Annotated in this window: 18 protein-coding genes; 17 read left to right on the top strand and 1 reads right to left on the bottom strand. The window is 71.9% G+C overall.

Going from position 1 to position 15,176, the window contains the following annotated elements:
• Window positions 1-31: 31 nt before the first annotated feature.
• Window positions 32-886, bottom strand: a complete 855-nt coding sequence (locus ACH4C6_RS00575; protein WP_398106346.1) for a methyltransferase domain-containing protein — start codon at window positions 884-886, stop codon at window positions 32-34.
• Window positions 887-1,085: 199 nt separating this feature from the next.
• Between ACH4C6_RS00575 and proS the strand changes: the two genes are divergently transcribed.
• The 17 genes from proS to whiG all read left to right on the top strand — a co-directional run bounded on the left by proS (window position 1,086) and on the right by whiG (window position 15,167).
• Window positions 1,086-2,501 (top strand): proline--tRNA ligase, encoded by a 1,416-nt coding sequence (gene proS, locus ACH4C6_RS00570; RefSeq protein WP_398106345.1) that lies wholly within the window; start codon window positions 1,086-1,088, stop codon window positions 2,499-2,501.
• Between the two features lie 269 nt (window positions 2,502-2,770).
• Window positions 2,771-3,373 (top strand): hypothetical protein, encoded by a 603-nt coding sequence (locus ACH4C6_RS00565; RefSeq protein ID WP_333937174.1) that lies wholly within the window; start codon window positions 2,771-2,773, stop codon window positions 3,371-3,373.
• Between the two features lie 290 nt (window positions 3,374-3,663).
• Entirely contained in the window at window positions 3,664-4,083 is a 420-nt protein-coding gene (gene rpsP, locus ACH4C6_RS00560) for a 30S ribosomal protein S16 (protein WP_333937175.1), read from the top strand.
• 2 nt (window positions 4,084-4,085) lie between these two features.
• Window positions 4,086-4,325, top strand: a complete 240-nt coding sequence (locus ACH4C6_RS00555; protein WP_115744409.1) for an RNA-binding protein — start codon at window positions 4,086-4,088, stop codon at window positions 4,323-4,325.
• An 80-nt stretch (window positions 4,326-4,405) separates the two neighbouring features.
• Window positions 4,406-4,948, top strand: a complete 543-nt coding sequence (rimM, locus tag ACH4C6_RS00550; protein WP_398106344.1) for a ribosome maturation factor RimM — start codon at window positions 4,406-4,408, stop codon at window positions 4,946-4,948.
• Window positions 4,948-5,781, top strand: a complete 834-nt coding sequence (gene trmD, locus ACH4C6_RS00545) for a tRNA (guanosine(37)-N1)-methyltransferase TrmD (protein ID WP_398106343.1) — start codon at window positions 4,948-4,950, stop codon at window positions 5,779-5,781. Before rimM ends, trmD begins: the two co-directional genes overlap by 1 nt.
• A 135-nt stretch (window positions 5,782-5,916) precedes the next feature.
• Window positions 5,917-6,267, top strand: a complete 351-nt coding sequence (gene rplS, locus ACH4C6_RS00540) for a 50S ribosomal protein L19 (RefSeq protein ID WP_030852073.1) — start codon at window positions 5,917-5,919, stop codon at window positions 6,265-6,267.
• Window positions 6,268-6,312: 45 nt separating this feature from the next.
• The gene (gene lepB, locus ACH4C6_RS00535; RefSeq protein ID WP_398106342.1) at window positions 6,313-7,035 is read left to right on the top strand and encodes a signal peptidase I; all 723 of its coding nucleotides are present in this window, start codon (window positions 6,313-6,315) and stop codon (window positions 7,033-7,035) included.
• Window positions 7,028-8,119: a signal peptidase I gene (gene lepB / locus ACH4C6_RS00530; RefSeq protein ID WP_398106341.1), complete on the top strand. Its 1,092-nt coding sequence runs from the start codon at window positions 7,028-7,030 to the stop codon at window positions 8,117-8,119. The genes lepB (ACH4C6_RS00535) and lepB (ACH4C6_RS00530) overlap by 8 nt, the downstream gene beginning before the upstream one ends.
• Window positions 8,007-8,972, top strand: a complete 966-nt coding sequence (lepB, locus tag ACH4C6_RS00525) for a signal peptidase I (protein WP_398106340.1) — start codon at window positions 8,007-8,009, stop codon at window positions 8,970-8,972. Before lepB (ACH4C6_RS00530) ends, lepB (ACH4C6_RS00525) begins: the two co-directional genes overlap by 113 nt.
• A 124-nt stretch (window positions 8,973-9,096) precedes the next feature.
• Window positions 9,097-9,870, top strand: coding sequence for a signal peptidase I (lepB, locus tag ACH4C6_RS00520; protein ID WP_398106339.1), 774 nt, complete (start codon window positions 9,097-9,099; stop codon window positions 9,868-9,870).
• Window positions 9,860-10,384: an NUDIX hydrolase gene (locus tag ACH4C6_RS00515; RefSeq protein WP_398106338.1), complete on the top strand. Its 525-nt coding sequence runs from the start codon at window positions 9,860-9,862 to the stop codon at window positions 10,382-10,384. Before lepB (ACH4C6_RS00520) ends, ACH4C6_RS00515 begins: the two co-directional genes overlap by 11 nt.
• A gap of 56 nt (window positions 10,385-10,440) precedes the next feature.
• Window positions 10,441-10,749, top strand: coding sequence for a DUF2469 domain-containing protein (locus ACH4C6_RS00510; RefSeq protein ID WP_055510545.1), 309 nt, complete (start codon window positions 10,441-10,443; stop codon window positions 10,747-10,749).
• Between the two features lie 127 nt (window positions 10,750-10,876).
• The gene (locus ACH4C6_RS00505; protein ID WP_398106337.1) at window positions 10,877-11,269 is read left to right on the top strand and encodes a YraN family protein; all 393 of its coding nucleotides are present in this window, start codon (window positions 10,877-10,879) and stop codon (window positions 11,267-11,269) included.
• Window positions 11,270-12,895, top strand: coding sequence for a YifB family Mg chelatase-like AAA ATPase (locus tag ACH4C6_RS00500; protein WP_398106336.1), 1,626 nt, complete (start codon window positions 11,270-11,272; stop codon window positions 12,893-12,895). It begins immediately after the preceding gene.
• Window positions 12,892-14,052, top strand: coding sequence for a DNA-processing protein DprA (dprA, locus tag ACH4C6_RS00495; protein ID WP_398106335.1), 1,161 nt, complete (start codon window positions 12,892-12,894; stop codon window positions 14,050-14,052). Before ACH4C6_RS00500 ends, dprA begins: the two co-directional genes overlap by 4 nt.
• A gap of 272 nt (window positions 14,053-14,324) precedes the next feature.
• Window positions 14,325-15,167, top strand: coding sequence for an RNA polymerase sigma factor WhiG (gene whiG / locus ACH4C6_RS00490; RefSeq protein WP_398106334.1), 843 nt, complete (start codon window positions 14,325-14,327; stop codon window positions 15,165-15,167).
• The last annotated feature ends 9 nt before the right edge of the window (window positions 15,168-15,176 follow it).

Below are 15,176 nucleotides of genomic sequence, written 5' to 3'. Positions count from 1 at the left end.
CCCTCTCGGCCTTCCGGTGGGGCGCCGTGCGTCAGGGCGTCCGGGCGATCAGGTAGCGGAACACGTTCGGCATCCACACCGTGCCGTCCCGCCGTTGGTGCGGATGCAGCGCCTCGGTCAGCTCCTTGTCCACCTGCACCTGGTCCGTCGCCGCCGTCGCCGCGTCGAACAGGCCCGTCGACCTCAGCCCGCGCACCGCGCTGTCCATGTCGGCGTAGCCGAAGGGGCAGGCCACCCGGCCCGAGCCGTCCGGCCGCAGCCCGGCCCGCCGGGCGACGTCCTCCAGATCGTCGCGCAGGGCCGGACGCCAGCCGCCCCGGGTGCGCTCCGGCTCCGCCGGCTTCGCGGCCACCCGCACCACCGACGCCGTGGCGCAGCGCTCGGGCGGGCCCCAGCCGGCCAGCACCACGGCCGCGCCCCGCTCGGCGAGCGGCCTCGCCTCCACGAGTTGTCCGCTCAGCCCCTCCGAGTCGCCCGCCAGGCACCCGATCGGCTCGAACGCCGTCACCAGGGTGTAGCCCGCGGTGGCGGGCCCGCCGGCGTCCCGGGCCGATCCGTCGACCAGCCGCGGGCCCGTACGCCCCCGCGTGCCCGGCGCCTCGGGGAGCAGCCGCTCCCGGGCCAGAGCCATTCTTTCGGGGGATGCGTCGACACCGGTGACCGCCGCTCCCCGGGCGGCGGCCATCAGCAGGGCGAGTCCGGAACCGCAGCCGAGGCCGAGCAGCCGCGTGGCGGGACCCACGTCCAGTCGCTCGTAGACGGCCTCGTAGAGCGGCACCAGCATCCGCTCCTGGATCTCGGACCAGTCACGCGCGCGTGCACTCCGGTCCACGCGGGGTGCGGCCCCCGCGTGAGGCAGGTGCTGCCGCACGAGCGTAGGTGTCATAAGTAAGCGCCCCAATCCGCAGCGAGTTTCCTCTTGCCCGATTCCTTGGCCCCCGTGACAGTGCGCTCGCACTCCCCCCGTATGCCAGGAAACTCCCCCCTCGACCCGTCGTCCAGTGGGATGCGGCAGGGGGTGCGAGATGTCATGTGCCGGTGGCGAGATTTCACATTCCGGCAACCCGGGCCCGTACGATCGCGCCATGGCCAAGGCACCCGTTCTCACGCCCCGGGCGGTCGACTTCCCGCGCTGGTACCAGGACTTGATCGCCAAGGCGGAGCTCGCCGACAACGGTCCGGTGCGCGGCACCATGGTCATCCGGCCGTACGGCTACGGGCTGTGGGAGCGGATGCAGGCGGAGATGGACGCCCGCATCAAGGCGACCGGCACGCAGAACGCCTACTTCCCCCTGCTGATCCCGCAGTCCTACCTCACCAAGGAGGCCGACCACGTCGAGGGCTTCGCGCCCGAGCTCGCGGTCGTCACGCACGGCGGTGGCAAGGAGCTCGAGGAGCCCGCGGTGGTCCGCCCCACCTCCGAGATGATCGTCAACGCCTCCTTCTCCAAGTGGGTGCAGAGCTACCGGGACCTGCCGCTGCTCATCAACCAGTGGGCGAACGTGGTGCGCTGGGAGCTGCGGCCCCGGCTGTTCCTGCGGACCAGCGAGTTCCTCTGGCAGGAGGGCCACACCGCGCACGCCACGTACGAGGAGGCGCGCGACTTCGCCGCGCACATCCACCGCCGGGTCTACGAGGACTTCATGCGGAACGTCCTCGCGATGGACGTCGTCCCCGGCCGCAAGACCGTCAAGGAGCGCTTCGCGGGCGCCGTCAACACCCTCACGCTGGAAGGGATGATGGGCGACGGCAAGGCCCTGCAGATGGCGACCAGCCACGAACTGGGCCAGAACTTCGCCAAGGCCTTCCACACGCGGTTCCTGTCCAAGGAGGGCAGGCAGGAACTGGTCTGGCAGACCTCCTGGGGCTCCACCACCCGCATGATCGGCGCCCTGGTGATGATGCACGGCGACGACGGCGGGCTGCGCGTCCCGCCGCGGCTGGCGCAGATCCAGGCCGTGGTGCTCGCGATCAAGGACGACGAGCCGGTTCTGGCCAAGGTCCGCGAGCTCGGCGACCGGCTGGAGGCGGCCGGTGTCCGCGTCCACGTCGACGACCGCACCGACACCCCCTTCGGGCGCCGCGCCGTCGACTGGGAGCTGAAGGGCGTCCCCGTCCCCATCGAGATCGGGCCGCGCGATCTGGAGAACGGCACCGCGATGCTGGCCCGCCGGATCCCCGGGGGCAAGGAGCCGGTGTCCCTGGACGCCCTGCCGGAGCTGCTCCCGAAGGTCCTTGAGGAGGACCAGGCGCTGCTGCTCGGGCAGTCCCGGGAGCGCCGGGAGTCGCGCACCGCCGAGGTCTCCACGATCGAGGAGGCCGTCGAGGCGGCCACGGCCGGTGGCTGGGCCCGCATCCCGTGGTCGGTGCTCGGCGAGGAGGGCGAGGCCGAGCTGGCCGATCACGCGGTGACCGTACGGTGCCTGGTCGCCGAGGACGGGTCGGTGCCGGACGACGGGGACGCGCCCGGTAACGTCGCGGTCGTCGCACGCGCTTACTGAAGCACGCACACGCCGTCCGGGCGGGCGCAAGGCGGCCGGAACGCCCCTTGCGCCCCGTCGGACTCCCGCGATCCCGGCGTGCGCAGGTGCCCTACGCGCGGGGGCGTAGCGAGAAGTACGCACCAGCTTGTGGTGAGCTGCGAGGCTTCTCCGCAGATCAGCGCACCCGCCCTCGTCGGGACGCATCAGAGGCAACTGACGGGTACGTGCAAAATATTTGGGATGCCCCGGAATCGGAACACTGGGGCACCCCGGCTCGTTGTCATTACGTGAGCACGACACAGACACCACCTGTTCTCGCCGCAGAGCTGGCACAGGCGTGGGCCGACATTCAGCGGTACCACCCCGAGCTGCCCGACCTTGCCGCGCCAGAGTCCCTGATCGGGGAGTCGTCGTCCGCGTGCGGTCACGAGCTCTCCTTCGAGCGACTGCTCCATGAGGCAGTCCATGGCATCGCCGCAGCCCGCGGCGTACGCGACACCTCCCGTGCGGGCCGCTACCACAACCGCAGATTCCTCGCGATCGCCGAGGAGATGGGCCTGGACCACCCCGAGGAACCGCATCCCAGCAGCGGCTTCTCGCTGGTCACGCTCACCCCCGAGGCCAAGCGGCGCTACCGCCCGACCATGGAGCGCCTCCAGCGCGCCCTGAAGGCGCACACGGCGGCCACCTCCTCCGACACCTCCCGCACCTTCCGGGGCCCGGCCGCCCGGCACGGCTCCTCCGGCGGCGGCGTCCGCGTCAAGGCGGTCTGCGACTGCGGCCGCAACGTCCGGGTCGTCCCCTCGGTCCTCGCCCAGGCCCCCATCGTCTGCGGCGGCTGCGGCAAGCCGTTCCGCATCCCGGACGTCGTGGGAGCGGTGGCCGGCTGACGTCTCCCACCGGCAACTCGTGGCTGCCGGTCGGACCGACGCCGGACCGTGGCCGGCACCCGACGTGTCCCACCTCCACGCCGGGTGCCGCTCAGGCGTGCCCGCAGGCGGCGGCCTCTGCCCCCGGCCGGAGCGGCCCGCCGGGTGTGGCACAATGGCTAGCTGTACTCGACAGCCGCACAGGACCCCTCTCTCCTCCGGCTGACGCGTCCATCGGGCACTCGGGTACCGCAACCCCACGCGGCGTCTCGCCGTGCCCAACCACGTCAAATCCAGGAGATTCCACTCCCGTGGCAGTCAAGATCAAGCTGAAGCGTCTGGGCAAGATCCGTTCGCCTCACTACCGCATCGTCGTCGCCGACTCCCGTACCCGTCGTGACGGCCGTGCGATCGAGGAGATCGGCAAGTACCACCCGACGTACAACCCGTCGGTCATCGAGGTCGACGCGGACCGTGTCGCGTACTGGCTGGGTGTCGGCGCGCAGCCGACCGAGCCCGTGCTCGCCATCCTGAAGAAGACCGGCGACTGGCAGAAGTTCAAGGGCGAGCCGGCCCCGGCGCCGCTCCTGACGCAGCCCGAGAAGGCCGCGCGCCCGTCGTTCGAGGCTCTCGGCGGTGACGACGAGGGCAAGGGTGAGGCGATCACCCAGAAGAAGAAGGCTGAGAAGAAGGACGAGGCCGCCGCCGACTCCGCTTCGACCGAGGCCTGATCATGCTCGAGGAGGCTCTCGAGCACCTCGTGAAGGGCATCGTCGACAACCCCGACGATGTGCAGGTCGCCTCGCGCAACCTGCGCCGCGGGCAAGTGCTCGAGGTCCGGGTCCACCCGGACGACCTCGGCAAGGTGATCGGCCGCAACGGCCGCACCGCTCGCGCCCTGCGCACCGTAGTGGGCGCCATCGGCGGTCGCGGTGTCCGCGTCGACCTCGTCGACGTGGACCACGTCCGCTGACGCTGAACGCAACCGGCTCGGGCCGGGGAAGGCCTGAGGGCCGTCCCCGGCCCGTAGTCGTACGACAGGAGATCGCACACGTGCAGCTGGTAGTCGCACGGATCGGCCGTGCCCATGGGATCAAGGGCGAGGTCACCGTCGAGGTACGGACCGACGAGCCCGAGCTGAGGCTCGCCCCCGGCGCCGTGCTCGCCACCGACCCCGCCTCCGCGGGACCCCTCACCATCGAGACGGGCCGCGTCCACAGCGGCCGCCTCCTGCTGCGCTTCGAGGGCGTCGGCGACCGCACCGGCGCCGAGGCCCTGCGCAACACCCTCCTCATCGCGGAGATCGACCCGGAGGAACTGCCCGAGGGCGAGGACGAGTACTACGACCACCAGCTCATGGACCTGGACGTGGTCACCGCCGACGGCACCGAGGTCGGCCGCATCACGGAGATCTCCCACCTGCCCACCCAGGACCTGTTCATCGTGGAGCGCCCCGACGGCAGCGAGGTGATGATCCCCTTCGTCGAGGAGATCGTCGCCGAGATCGACCTGGAGGAGCAGCGGGCCGTCATCACCCCGCCCCCGGGCCTGATCGACGACCGCGCGGAGATCGCCTCCAGCCGGGACGAGTCCTGATGCGCCTCGACGTCGTCACGATCTTCCCCGAGTACCTCGAACCGCTGAACGTCTCCCTCGTCGGCAAGGCACGCGCGCGGGGACAGCTCGACGTCCACGTCCACGACCTGCGCGCGTGGACCTACGACCGGCACAACACCGTCGACGACACCCCCTACGGCGGCGGCCCCGGCATGGTCATGAAGACCGGGCCCTGGGGGGACGCACTGGACTCCGTCCTCGCCGACGGCTACGAGGCCGGCTCCCGCGAGCCCGCCCTCGTCGTGCCCACTCCCAGCGGCCGCCCCTTCACCCAGGAACTCGCCGTCCGCCTCTCCGAGCGCCCCTGGCTGATCTTCACCCCGGCCCGCTACGAGGGCATCGACCGCCGCGTCGTCGACGAGTACGCGACCCGCATGCCGGTGTACGAGGTGTCCATCGGCGACTACGTCCTGGCCGGAGGAGAGGCGGCCGTCCTGGTCGTCACCGAGGCCGTGGCGCGCCTGCTGCCGGGCGTCCTCGGCAACGCGGAGTCCCACCGCGACGACTCCTTCGCGCCCGGTGCGATGGCCAACCTGCTGGAAGGCCCCGTCTACACCAAGCCGCCCGAGTGGCGCGGCCGGGACATCCCCGAGGTGCTCCTGAGCGGCCACCACGGGAAGATCGCCCGCTGGCGGCGTGACGAGGCCCTCAAGCGCACCACCGCGCACCGGCCCGACCTCATCGAGCGCTGCGACCCCGGGGCCTTCGACAAGAAGGACCGCGAGATGCTCTCCATCCTCGGCTGGGCACCGGACCCGGCGGGCAGGCCGTACGGCCGATTTTGGCGCAGGACCGACGGCGTGGAAGAATAGCCAGCTGTTGTGCCCAGGTCCGGCGCGCGCCCCTGCCACAGGGGGAGACGACGCCCGTCCGACCGGCACGGCCCCGATCCCGAAACACCTAGTTTCCGTTGATGACCTGTGGCATCAGCGAGGAAAGCAGACGAAATGTCTCACCTGCTCGACACCGTCGACTCCGCGTCGCTGCGCAGCGACGTCCCCGCCTTCCGCCCGGGCGACACGGTCAACGTGCACGTCCGCGTCATCGAGGGCAACCGCTCCCGTGTGCAGCAGTTCAAGGGCGTCGTGATCCGCCGCCAGGGCTCCGGCGTCCGCGAGACCTTCACGGTCCGCAAGGTCTCCTTCTCCGTCGGCGTCGAGCGCACGTTCCCGGTGCACACCCCGATCGTGGAGAAGATCGAGCTCGTCACCAAGGGTGACGTCCGCCGCGCCAAGCTGTACTACCTGCGCGAGCTGCGCGGCAAGGCCGCCAAGATCAAGGAGAAGCGCGAGAACTGAGCGCTCTCCGGGGTCCGCGCCGGAGCCGGATAGCATCTGGCTCCGATGGACACCGAAGCACAGCACCCGGAGCGCGACCGCTCCTCCCGCCCTTCCGACGCCGGTCAGCCGGCCTCGGACTCCGCAGGGCCGGAGGGACGGTCGCGTTTCGCGTTGCTGTCGAGGCCCGGCTCCTGGTTCCCCGGCGGCCGGACCACCCTCACCCTGCTGCTCTGCCTGCTGTTCCTGCTGCTGGTCAGCACCTTCGTGCTGCGCCCCTTCCAGATTCCCAGCGGGTCCATGGAGCGGGGATTGAGGATCGGCGACCGCGTTCTCGTAAACAAGTTGGCGTACCGTTTCGGTGCCGCGCCGCAACGGGGAGACATCGTCGTGTTCGACGGCACCGGGTACTTCGGGCACGCCGACTACGTGAAGCGCGTTGTCGGTGTGGGCGGGGACCATGTGGTCTGCTGCGACGAGGAGGGGAGGATCCAGGTGAACGGCCGGCCGGTCGACGAGTCGGGCTTCCTGTACCCCGGCGACAGCCCCTCCGCGGTGCCCTTCGACGTCGTCGTGCCCCGGGGCAGGCTGTTCCTCCTCGGCGACCACCGCAGCCGCTCCAGCGACTCGCGCGACCACCTCGGCTCGCCCGGCGGCGGCATGATCCCGGTCGACGACGTCATCGGGCGCGCCGACTGGATCGTCTGGCCCTTCGGCCACGCCACCGGGCTCGACCGCCCCGGCGCCTACGCGCGCGTGCCCGCCGCCAGGGCGGACGCCCATGGGTAACCGCGGCAAACCGCGTGGCGTCCCCGCCGGCCCCGCGGAGAACCTCCTGCCCACCGGCGCCCGGCGCGCCTCCGCGCCCTCCAGCGGCCGCAGCCGCGCCGAGCGGCGCCGGCTCCAGCGCAAGGTCAAGCGGCGCCGCAGGCGCAGTGCCGTCAAGGAGATACCCCTCCTCGTCGGCGTCGCCGTGCTGATCGCCCTGGTGCTGAAGACGTTCCTCGTCCAGGCCTTCGTCATCCCGTCGGGCTCCATGGAGCAGACGATCCAGATCGGCGACCGCGTCCTGGTCGACAAGCTCACCCCGTGGTTCGGCTCCAGGCCCGAGCGCGGGGACGTCGTGGTGTTCAAGGATCCCGGCGGCTGGCTCCGCGACGAGCAGACGGGTCCCAAGAAGGAGGACCCCGTCGTCGTCAAGCAGGTCAAGGAGGGGCTCACCTTCATCGGCCTGCTGCCGTCGGAAAACGAGAAGGACCTCATCAAGAGGGTCGTCGGCGTCGGCGGCGACCGCGTCAAGTGCTGCGACGCACAGGGGCGGGTGACCGTCAACGGCGTTCCCCTGATCGAGGACTACCTGTACCCGGGGGCCGCGCCGTCCGACACCCCGTTCGACGTCACCGTGCCCCAAGGGCGGCTGTGGGTGATGGGCGACCACCGCAACGACTCCGCGGACTCCCGCGTCCACCAGAACACCGACTACGGCGGCACCGTCTCCGAGGACGAGGTCGTCGGCCGAGCCATGGTGATCGCCTGGCCCTTCGGGCACTGGACCACCCTGGACGAACCGAACACCTATGCCTCCGTGTCCGACTCGGCCACCGGGTCGACCGCCGGTCCCGAACTGTCGCATAGGGTTGCCCCCTACGATGCGAACGGATCGATCCAGCTCCCGACTCCTGCGGAACTCCCGCTCGTTATGGGAGTGGTGGGCCTGCGCCGAATCTGGCGCGGGCGGCGGCACAGAGTGAGGAGTTGGCGTGGGGGATGTGGCGGTCGGCGCACGGTCCGGACACGACGGCGAGGAACACCGCGGACGCCCCGCGCAATCCGCCGCCCCGGCAGCGGACAGCGCCGTGACCTCCGGGAATGACGCCGGGGCAACAGCCGAGGACGACAGGGTGACGGGCGAGCACACGACAGCCGATGACCAGGGGCCGGGCGGTACGCCGCGGGCGCCGAAGAAGCAGCGCTCCTTCTGGAAGGAGCTGCCGATCCTGATCGGCATCGCGCTCGTCCTGGCGCTGCTCATCAAGACCTTCCTGGTGCAGGCGTTCTCCATCCCCTCCGACTCGATGCAGAACACCCTCCAGCAGGGCGACCGCGTCCTGGTCGACAAGCTCACCCCGTGGTTCGGCTCAGAGCCCGAGCGCGGCGAGGTCGTCGTCTTCCACGACCCGGACAACTGGCTGGCGGGCGAGCCCACCACCGATCCGAACGCGCTGCAGACGTTCCTCAGCTGGATCGGCCTCATGCCGTCCTCGGAGGAGAAGGACCTCATCAAGCGCGTCATCGGCGTCGGCGGCGACACGGTCGAGTGCAACGGCACCGGCCCGCTGAAGGTCAACGGCAAGGCGCTGGACGAGGTGCCCTACGTCTACGCGGGCAACACCCCGTGCAGCCAGGACGACCAGGGCGGCCAGTTCAAGGTGAAGGTCCCCGAGGGCTTCATCTGGGTCATGGGCGACCACCGGCAGAACTCCCGGGACTCCCGCTACAACCAGGCCGACAAGCACGACGGCATGGTCCCCGTGAAGGACGTCGTGGGCCGCGCCGTCGTCATCGCCTGGCCGGTGAACCGCTGGGACACCCTGCCGGTGCCGGACACCTTCGACCAGAGCGGTCTGAACGCCCAGCCGGCCGCCGCGGGCTGGACGGTCGCGCCGCAGGGCCTGGCACTGGCCGGCGTGCTGCCCGTGGTGTGGTGGCGCCGCCGCAAGCAGTGAGGCCGGGGCGGCGGGGACGCGCCCGAGAGGAACCGGTCCGGCCGGGCCGGCCGGGAGCGGCCGGTGAAGGTGACGCCGGTCATGGGCTGACCGCGGACCGTACCCCCGGGTAGGGTGCGGACCCATGGGTGGCGAGAGCATGACGCACACGGCCGCGCGCAGCGGCGGCTCGGGTACGGGCCCGGTGGGCAGCCGGACCGGACAGCGGTTGTCCGGGCTGGCCGTCGCGCTGGGCCTGGTGCTTTTCCTCGGCGGTTTCGCCTGGGGAGCGGTGGTCTACCTGCCGTACACCGTGCCCACGAGCTCCATGACCCCGACGATCGACGCGGGTGACCGCATCATGGCGCAGCGTGTCGACGGCGACGACGTGCGCCGCGGGGACGTCGTGGTCTTCAAGGACACGAACTGGGGCAACGCCCCCATGGTCAAGCGCGTGGTCGCCGTCGGCGGCGACACGGTCTCCTGCTGCCAGGACGGCAAGCTCAAGGTCAACGGCAAGGAGATCGACGAACCGTATCTGCCGGACGGCGCACCCGCGGAGGTCACCAACTTCCCGACGGTGACCGTCCCGGAAGGACGCCTCTTCCTGCTCGGCGACGAGCGCGGCAGTTCACTGGACTCCACCGCCCATCTGACCGACGCCGCCAGCGGCACGGTGGCCCGTTCCAGCGTGGACGCCCGGGTGGACGCCGTCGTCTGGCCCATGAAGGGCATGCTGGAGCGCCCCACCGGCTTCGAGCAGCTCGGCTCCCTCTCCTCGCCCGGTCCGCTGCGCACGATGGTGCTGCTCGTGATCGTCGGCGCCGTGCTCGTGCTGGGCGGTGGCGCGTACGGGCCGATCGCCAAGCGCACGGGCGCGGCCCGGCGCGCGGACGCGGAGCCCGCGCGTGCCCGCTGAGACCGCGGGCGCGGGCCAGGACACCTACGAGGGCGGGCTGCGCAAGGTGGCCCGGGTCGTGCTGCTCGACCCGCGGGACCGCATCCTGCTGCTGCACGGGCACGAGCCGGACGATCCGGCCGACGACTGGTGGTTCACCCCCGGCGGCGGTGTGGAGGGAGACGAGACCCGTGAGGAGGCCGCCCTGCGGGAACTCGCCGAGGAGACCGGCATCACCGACGTCGACCTCGGACCGGTGCTGTGGCAGCGGCGCTGCTCCTTCCCGTTCGCGGGGCGCCGCTGGGACCAGGACGAGTGGTACTTCCTGGCCCGCACGGACCGTACGGCGGTCGCCGCCGCCGGACTGACCGAGCTGGAACGGCGCAGCGTCGCCGGAGCGCGCTGGTGGACGTGTCCGGAACTGAGCCGGGCACATGAGACGGTGTATCCGACCAGACTCGCCGGGCTGCTGCGCACGCTGCTCGACGAGGGTCCCCCGGCCAGGCCTGTGATCCTCGACCCGGAAATCGTCTAGGGGCGCACGGGACTGGCGCACAATGGGGGGATCGCACGGCTGAAGGGGAACATGCCATGAGCGCCGAGGACCTCGAGAAGTACGAGACCGAGATGGAGCTGAAGCTCTACCGGGAGTACCGCGATGTCGTCGGTCTGTTCAAATACGTGATCGAGACCGAACGGCGCTTCTACCTCACGAACGACTACGAGATGCAGGTGCACTCGGTCCAGGGCGAGGTGTTCTTCGAGGTGTCCATGGCGGACGCCTGGGTGTGGGACATGTACCGGCCGGCGCGCTTCGTGAAGCAGGTCCGGGTACTCACGTTCAAGGACGTGAACATCGAGGAGCTCAACAAGAGCGACCTGGAGCTGCCCAGCAGCTGAGCGGCCCGCTCGCCGGAGGCTGCCGGGGACGTCGGGCTGCCGGGGACGTCGGCTCACTCGTGTGAGTGACGCGGTTGTCCACATCCGCTGATCCGTCCACCAAGATCCACTCCGGCGGCCCGGCCGCGTGATCGTTGGCGCCGGAGGTGGTGCCGACATGAACGCACGCGGTGCGATGGGCAAGTACGGAGAGACGCTGGCGGCCCGGCGGCTGGCGGAGACGGGCCTGACGGTCCTGGCGCGCAACTGGCGCGCAGGCCGCAGCGGAGAGATCGACATCGTGGCCCGGGACGGGGACGTCCTGGTCGTCTGCGAGGTGAAGACCCGCAGGGAGGGCCCCTTCGAGCACCCGATGGCGGCCGTGACGCGGCAGAAGGCGGAGCGGCTGCGGGATCTCGCCGAACGCTGGATCCAGGCCCACGGGGGAGCCCCGCCCGGCGGCGTCCGCATCGACCTGGTCGGAGTGCTCCTGCCGGCGCGCGGCGCCGCCGTGGTCGAACACGTGCGGGGGGTGGCCTGAATGGCGTTCGCCCGTACGTGTTCGGTGGCGCTCGTGGGCGTCGAGGGCGTGGTCGTCGAGGTCCAGGCCGACCTGGAACCGGGAGTCGCCGCCTTCACCCTCGTCGGGCTGCCCGACAAGAGCCTCACGGAGAGCCGGGACCGGGTCCGCGCGGCGGTGGTCAACAGCGGAGCGGCCTGGCCGCAGAAGAAGCTCACGGTGGGGCTCAGCCCCGCCTCCGTGCCCAAGTCCGGCAGCGGTTTCGACCTGGCCGTCGCGGCAGCGGTCCTCGGCGCTGCGGAGCGCATCGACCCCCGGGTCCTCGCCGACATCGTCATGATCGGGGAACTGGGGCTGGACGGACGGGTCCGGCCGGTCCGCGGAGTCCTGCCGGCCGTCCTCGCTGCGGCGGACGCGGGCTACGAGCAGGTGGTGGTCCCGGAGTGCGCGGCAGCGGAGGCGTCACTGGTGCCGGGGGTGTCGGTGCTGGGGGTGCGCAGCCTGCGGCAGCTGATCGCGGTGCTGGCCGACGAGCCCGTGCCCGACGAGGAACAGGACGAGCCGGGCCGCCCGGACCCGCTCCTGGCCGGCTTGCGCGTACCGGGCACGGGCGCGGCCACCGGCATGCACAGCGCGGGAGCCGCCCACCACGATCACGGCCACGACCTGGCGGACGTCGTCGGTCAGACCTCGGCGCGCACGGCCGTGGAGGTGGCCGCGGCAGGAGGGCACCACCTGTTCCTCGAGGGGCCTCCCGGCGCAGGCAAGACGATGCTCGCCGAGCGCCTGCCGGCCATCCTGCCCAGGCTCGGCCGGCAGGAGTCCCTGGAGGTCACGGCGGTGCACTCGGTGGCGGGGCTGCTGCCCCCCGGCAAGCCGCTGATCGACGTCGCCCCCTACTGCGCCCCGCACCACTCGGCCACGATGCAGGCCCTCGTCGGCGGTGGTGCGGGGGTCGCACGCCCCGGCGCGGTGTCGTTGTCCCACCGCGGGGTGCTGTTCCTGGACGAGACGCCGGAGTTCCGCAGCCAGGCCCTCGACGCGCTGCGGCAGCCCCTGGAGGCCGGGCACGTTGTGATCGCCCGGAGCGCGGGCGTGGTGCGCTTCCCGGCCAAGTTCCTGATGGTGCTCGCGGCCAATCCGTGCCCGTGCGGCCGGTTCTCGCTGCGGGACGACCTGTGCGAGTGCCCGCCCTCGGCGATCCGCCGCTACCAGGCCAGGCTCTCCGGCCCGCTGCTCGACCGCGTCGACCTCCGGGTGGAGGTCGATCGCGTCACCCGGACCGAGCTGACCGCCCGCGGCGCCCGCGGGGAGTCCACCGCGACGGTCGCCGACCGGGTGCGCGAGGCACGTGACCGGGCGGCGGAGCGCCTCGCGGGCACCCCCTGGCGCACCAACAGCGAGATGCCCGGCCGTGAGCTGCGCAGCCGCTGGTACGCAGCGCCGGGGGCGATGGACGAGGCCGAGCGCAACCTGGAGCGGGGCGTCCTGACCGCGCGTGGCCTGGACCGGGTGCTCAGAGTCGCCTGGACGGTCGCCGATCTCGTCGGTCACGACCGCCCCGACGCGACGGACGTCGCCCTGGCCCTCCAGCTGCGCACGGGCGTGCCACGCGGCGTGCCCATGGCCATCGGGGCGCTGACATGAGGGACACCGCCGAACGGAACGACGACCTGCTCCACCGCGTGCTCCTCACCCGCGTCGTCGAACCGGGTGACGAGGCCGCCGGCCGGTGGGTGCGGGAGTTCGGGGCCGGGGAGGTGGCGCGGCGGCTGACGGAGGGCGGGCCGGTGCTGCCGGGGGTGAGCGGGAAGCGCTGGGCCGGGATGGCGGCCCGGGCCGCCCTGGCTCGGCCGGGTCGGGACCTGGCCGTCGCCCGGGAGGCCGGCGTGCGGTTCGTGTGCCCCGGGGACGCGGAGTGGCCGGGGCAGCTCGACGACCTCGGCGACGCCCGGCCCCTCGGACTGTGGGTCCGCGGCCCGGCCGGCCTGCGCCTGTGGGCACTCAGGTCGGTGGCCGTCGTCGGCGCCCGCGCCTGCACGGAGTACGGCGCCCACATGGCCGCCACCCTCGCCGCCGGCCTCGCGGAGCAGGGCTGGGTCGTGGTGTCCGGCGGCGCCTACGGCATCGACGGCGCCGCCCACCGCGGCGCGCTCGGGGCCGGGGGCGCCACCGTCGCCGTCCTGGCCTGCGGTGTCGACCGGCCCTACCCCCGCGGGCACACCCAGCTCATCGGCAGGATCGCCGAGCAGGGCCTGGTCGTCGGCGAGCTGCCGCCCGGCGACCACCCGACGCCCACCCGGTTCGTCCTGCGCAACCGGGTGATCGCGGCGCTCACCCGCGGCACCGTGGTCGTCGAGGCCGCCCACCGCAGCGGTTCGCTCGTCACCGCGCGGGCCGCGCAGCGCCTCGGCCGGCTCACGATGGGCGTGCCGGGCCCCGCCACCAGCGCGCTGTCCGCCGGCGTCCACGAACTGCTGCGCGGCGAGGCCGTCCTGGTCACCGACGCCGCCGACGTCCTCGAACTGGTCGGCGACATGGGGCAGCTGGCGCCCGAACGCCGGGGGCCCGTGCTGCCCCGGGACCTACTGGAACCAGCCACCCGGCAGGTCCTCGCCGCACTCCCGGCCCGGGGGACCGCCCGGCCGGACGAGATCGCACGCCGTGCCCTGACCGCACCGGACGACGCGATCGCGAGACTGTACGAACTCCGAGCACTCGGTTACGTCGAACGACACGGCGACGGCTGGAAGTTGACACGCCAGGCGGTGATGTCGGTCCGGGACGGGCGGGCGCCGGGCTGACGCGCGCGGTTCGGCCGTCCGGGGGAACCCCCAGAGCCCTTGCAAATGCGCCCAGTTGGGCTTCTCGGTTTGTCACACCGACCGGATCGGAGGGCGCTGCGGGGCGCCCCGAGGAACGTCTCTGCGCCTGCTCGCGCCCTCACCACTCGCGCACCGCGACTCCACAGTCACGCTACGCTCACGAGGATCCCGACACGGACAGGCAACTCGACATCAGACAGACAGCCCATCTCAGCAGCACCCCTGCGCAGCAGAACGGCACAAGGCGACGAATGCCCCAGCACACCTCCGGGTCCGACCGGGCGGCGATCCCCCCAGCCGCCCGTGACGGTGGCAGCGTGCGGCCGCCCGCTCCCTCGACGCTCGACGAGCTGTGGCGGTCGTACAAGGCGACGGGGGACGAGCGGCTGCGGGAGCAACTGATCCTGCACTACTCGCCGCTGGTGAAGTACGTCGCCGGACGGGTCAGCGTGGGTCTGCCGTCCAACGTGGAGCAGGCGGACTTCGTCTCGTCCGGGGTGTTCGGGCTGATCGACGCGATCGAGAAGTTCGACATCGACCGGGAGATCAAGTTCGAGACGTACGCGATCACCCGTATCCGCGGCGCCATGATCGACGAACTGCGCGCGCTGGACTGGATCCCCCGCTCGGTGCGGCAGAAGGCGCGCAACGTGGAGCGCGCGTACGCCACGCTCGAGGCGCGGCTGCGGCGGACGCCGACGGAGGGTGAGGTGGCCGGCGAGATGGGCATCGCCGTCGAGGACCTTCACGCGGTGTTCAGCCAGCTGTCCCTGGCCAACGTCGTGGCGCTGGACGAACTGCTGCACATCGGCGGCGAGGGCGGCGACGGGCTGAGCGTGCTGGACACGCTGGAGGACACCACCGCCGACGACCCGGTGGAGGTCGCCGAGGACCGGGAGCTGCGCAGGTTCCTGGCCCGGGCGATCAACACCCTGCCCGACCGGGAGAAGACCGTGGTCACGCTGTACTACTACGAGGGTCTCACCCTCGCCGAGATCGGCAACGTGCTGGGCGTGACGGAGAGCCGGGTCAGTCAGATCCACACCAAGTCGGTGCTCCAGCTGCGAGCGAAACTGGCGAGCTTCGGCCGCTGACCCGGCCTG

The sequence above is a fragment of the Streptomyces sp. NPDC017943 genome, from assembly GCF_044328425.1.
GTDB lineage: Bacteria > Actinomycetota > Actinomycetes > Streptomycetales > Streptomycetaceae > Streptomyces > Streptomyces djakartensis_A.
Note: the sequence above shows the minus strand (reverse complement) of the source record. Positions and strands in the feature narration are given on the sequence as shown.

What these genes read in the sequence shown, in the direction of transcription:
- ACH4C6_RS00575 (WP_398106346.1), bottom strand. Translation starts at nt 886, where the DNA reads ATGACACCTACGCTCGTGCGGCAGCACCTGCCTCACGCGGGGGCCGCA.
- rplS (WP_030852073.1), top strand. Translation starts at nt 5,917, where the DNA reads ATGTCTCACCTGCTCGACACCGTCGACTCCGCGTCGCTGCGCAGCGAC.
- ACH4C6_RS00510 (WP_055510545.1), top strand. Translation starts at nt 10,441, where the DNA reads ATGAGCGCCGAGGACCTCGAGAAGTACGAGACCGAGATGGAGCTGAAG.
- trmD (WP_398106343.1), top strand. Translation starts at nt 4,948, where the DNA reads ATGCGCCTCGACGTCGTCACGATCTTCCCCGAGTACCTCGAACCGCTG.
- lepB (WP_398106339.1), top strand. Translation starts at nt 9,097, where the DNA reads ATGGGTGGCGAGAGCATGACGCACACGGCCGCGCGCAGCGGCGGCTCG.
- proS (WP_398106345.1), top strand. Translation starts at nt 1,086, where the DNA reads ATGGCCAAGGCACCCGTTCTCACGCCCCGGGCGGTCGACTTCCCGCGC.
- dprA (WP_398106335.1), top strand. Translation starts at nt 12,892, where the DNA reads ATGAGGGACACCGCCGAACGGAACGACGACCTGCTCCACCGCGTGCTC.
- lepB (WP_398106341.1), top strand. Translation starts at nt 7,028, where the DNA reads ATGGGTAACCGCGGCAAACCGCGTGGCGTCCCCGCCGGCCCCGCGGAG.
- whiG (WP_398106334.1), top strand. Translation starts at nt 14,325, where the DNA reads ATGCCCCAGCACACCTCCGGGTCCGACCGGGCGGCGATCCCCCCAGCC.
- lepB (WP_398106342.1), top strand. Translation starts at nt 6,313, where the DNA reads ATGGACACCGAAGCACAGCACCCGGAGCGCGACCGCTCCTCCCGCCCT.
- ACH4C6_RS00555 (WP_115744409.1), top strand. Translation starts at nt 4,086, where the DNA reads ATGCTCGAGGAGGCTCTCGAGCACCTCGTGAAGGGCATCGTCGACAAC.
- ACH4C6_RS00500 (WP_398106336.1), top strand. Translation starts at nt 11,270, where the DNA reads ATGGCGTTCGCCCGTACGTGTTCGGTGGCGCTCGTGGGCGTCGAGGGC.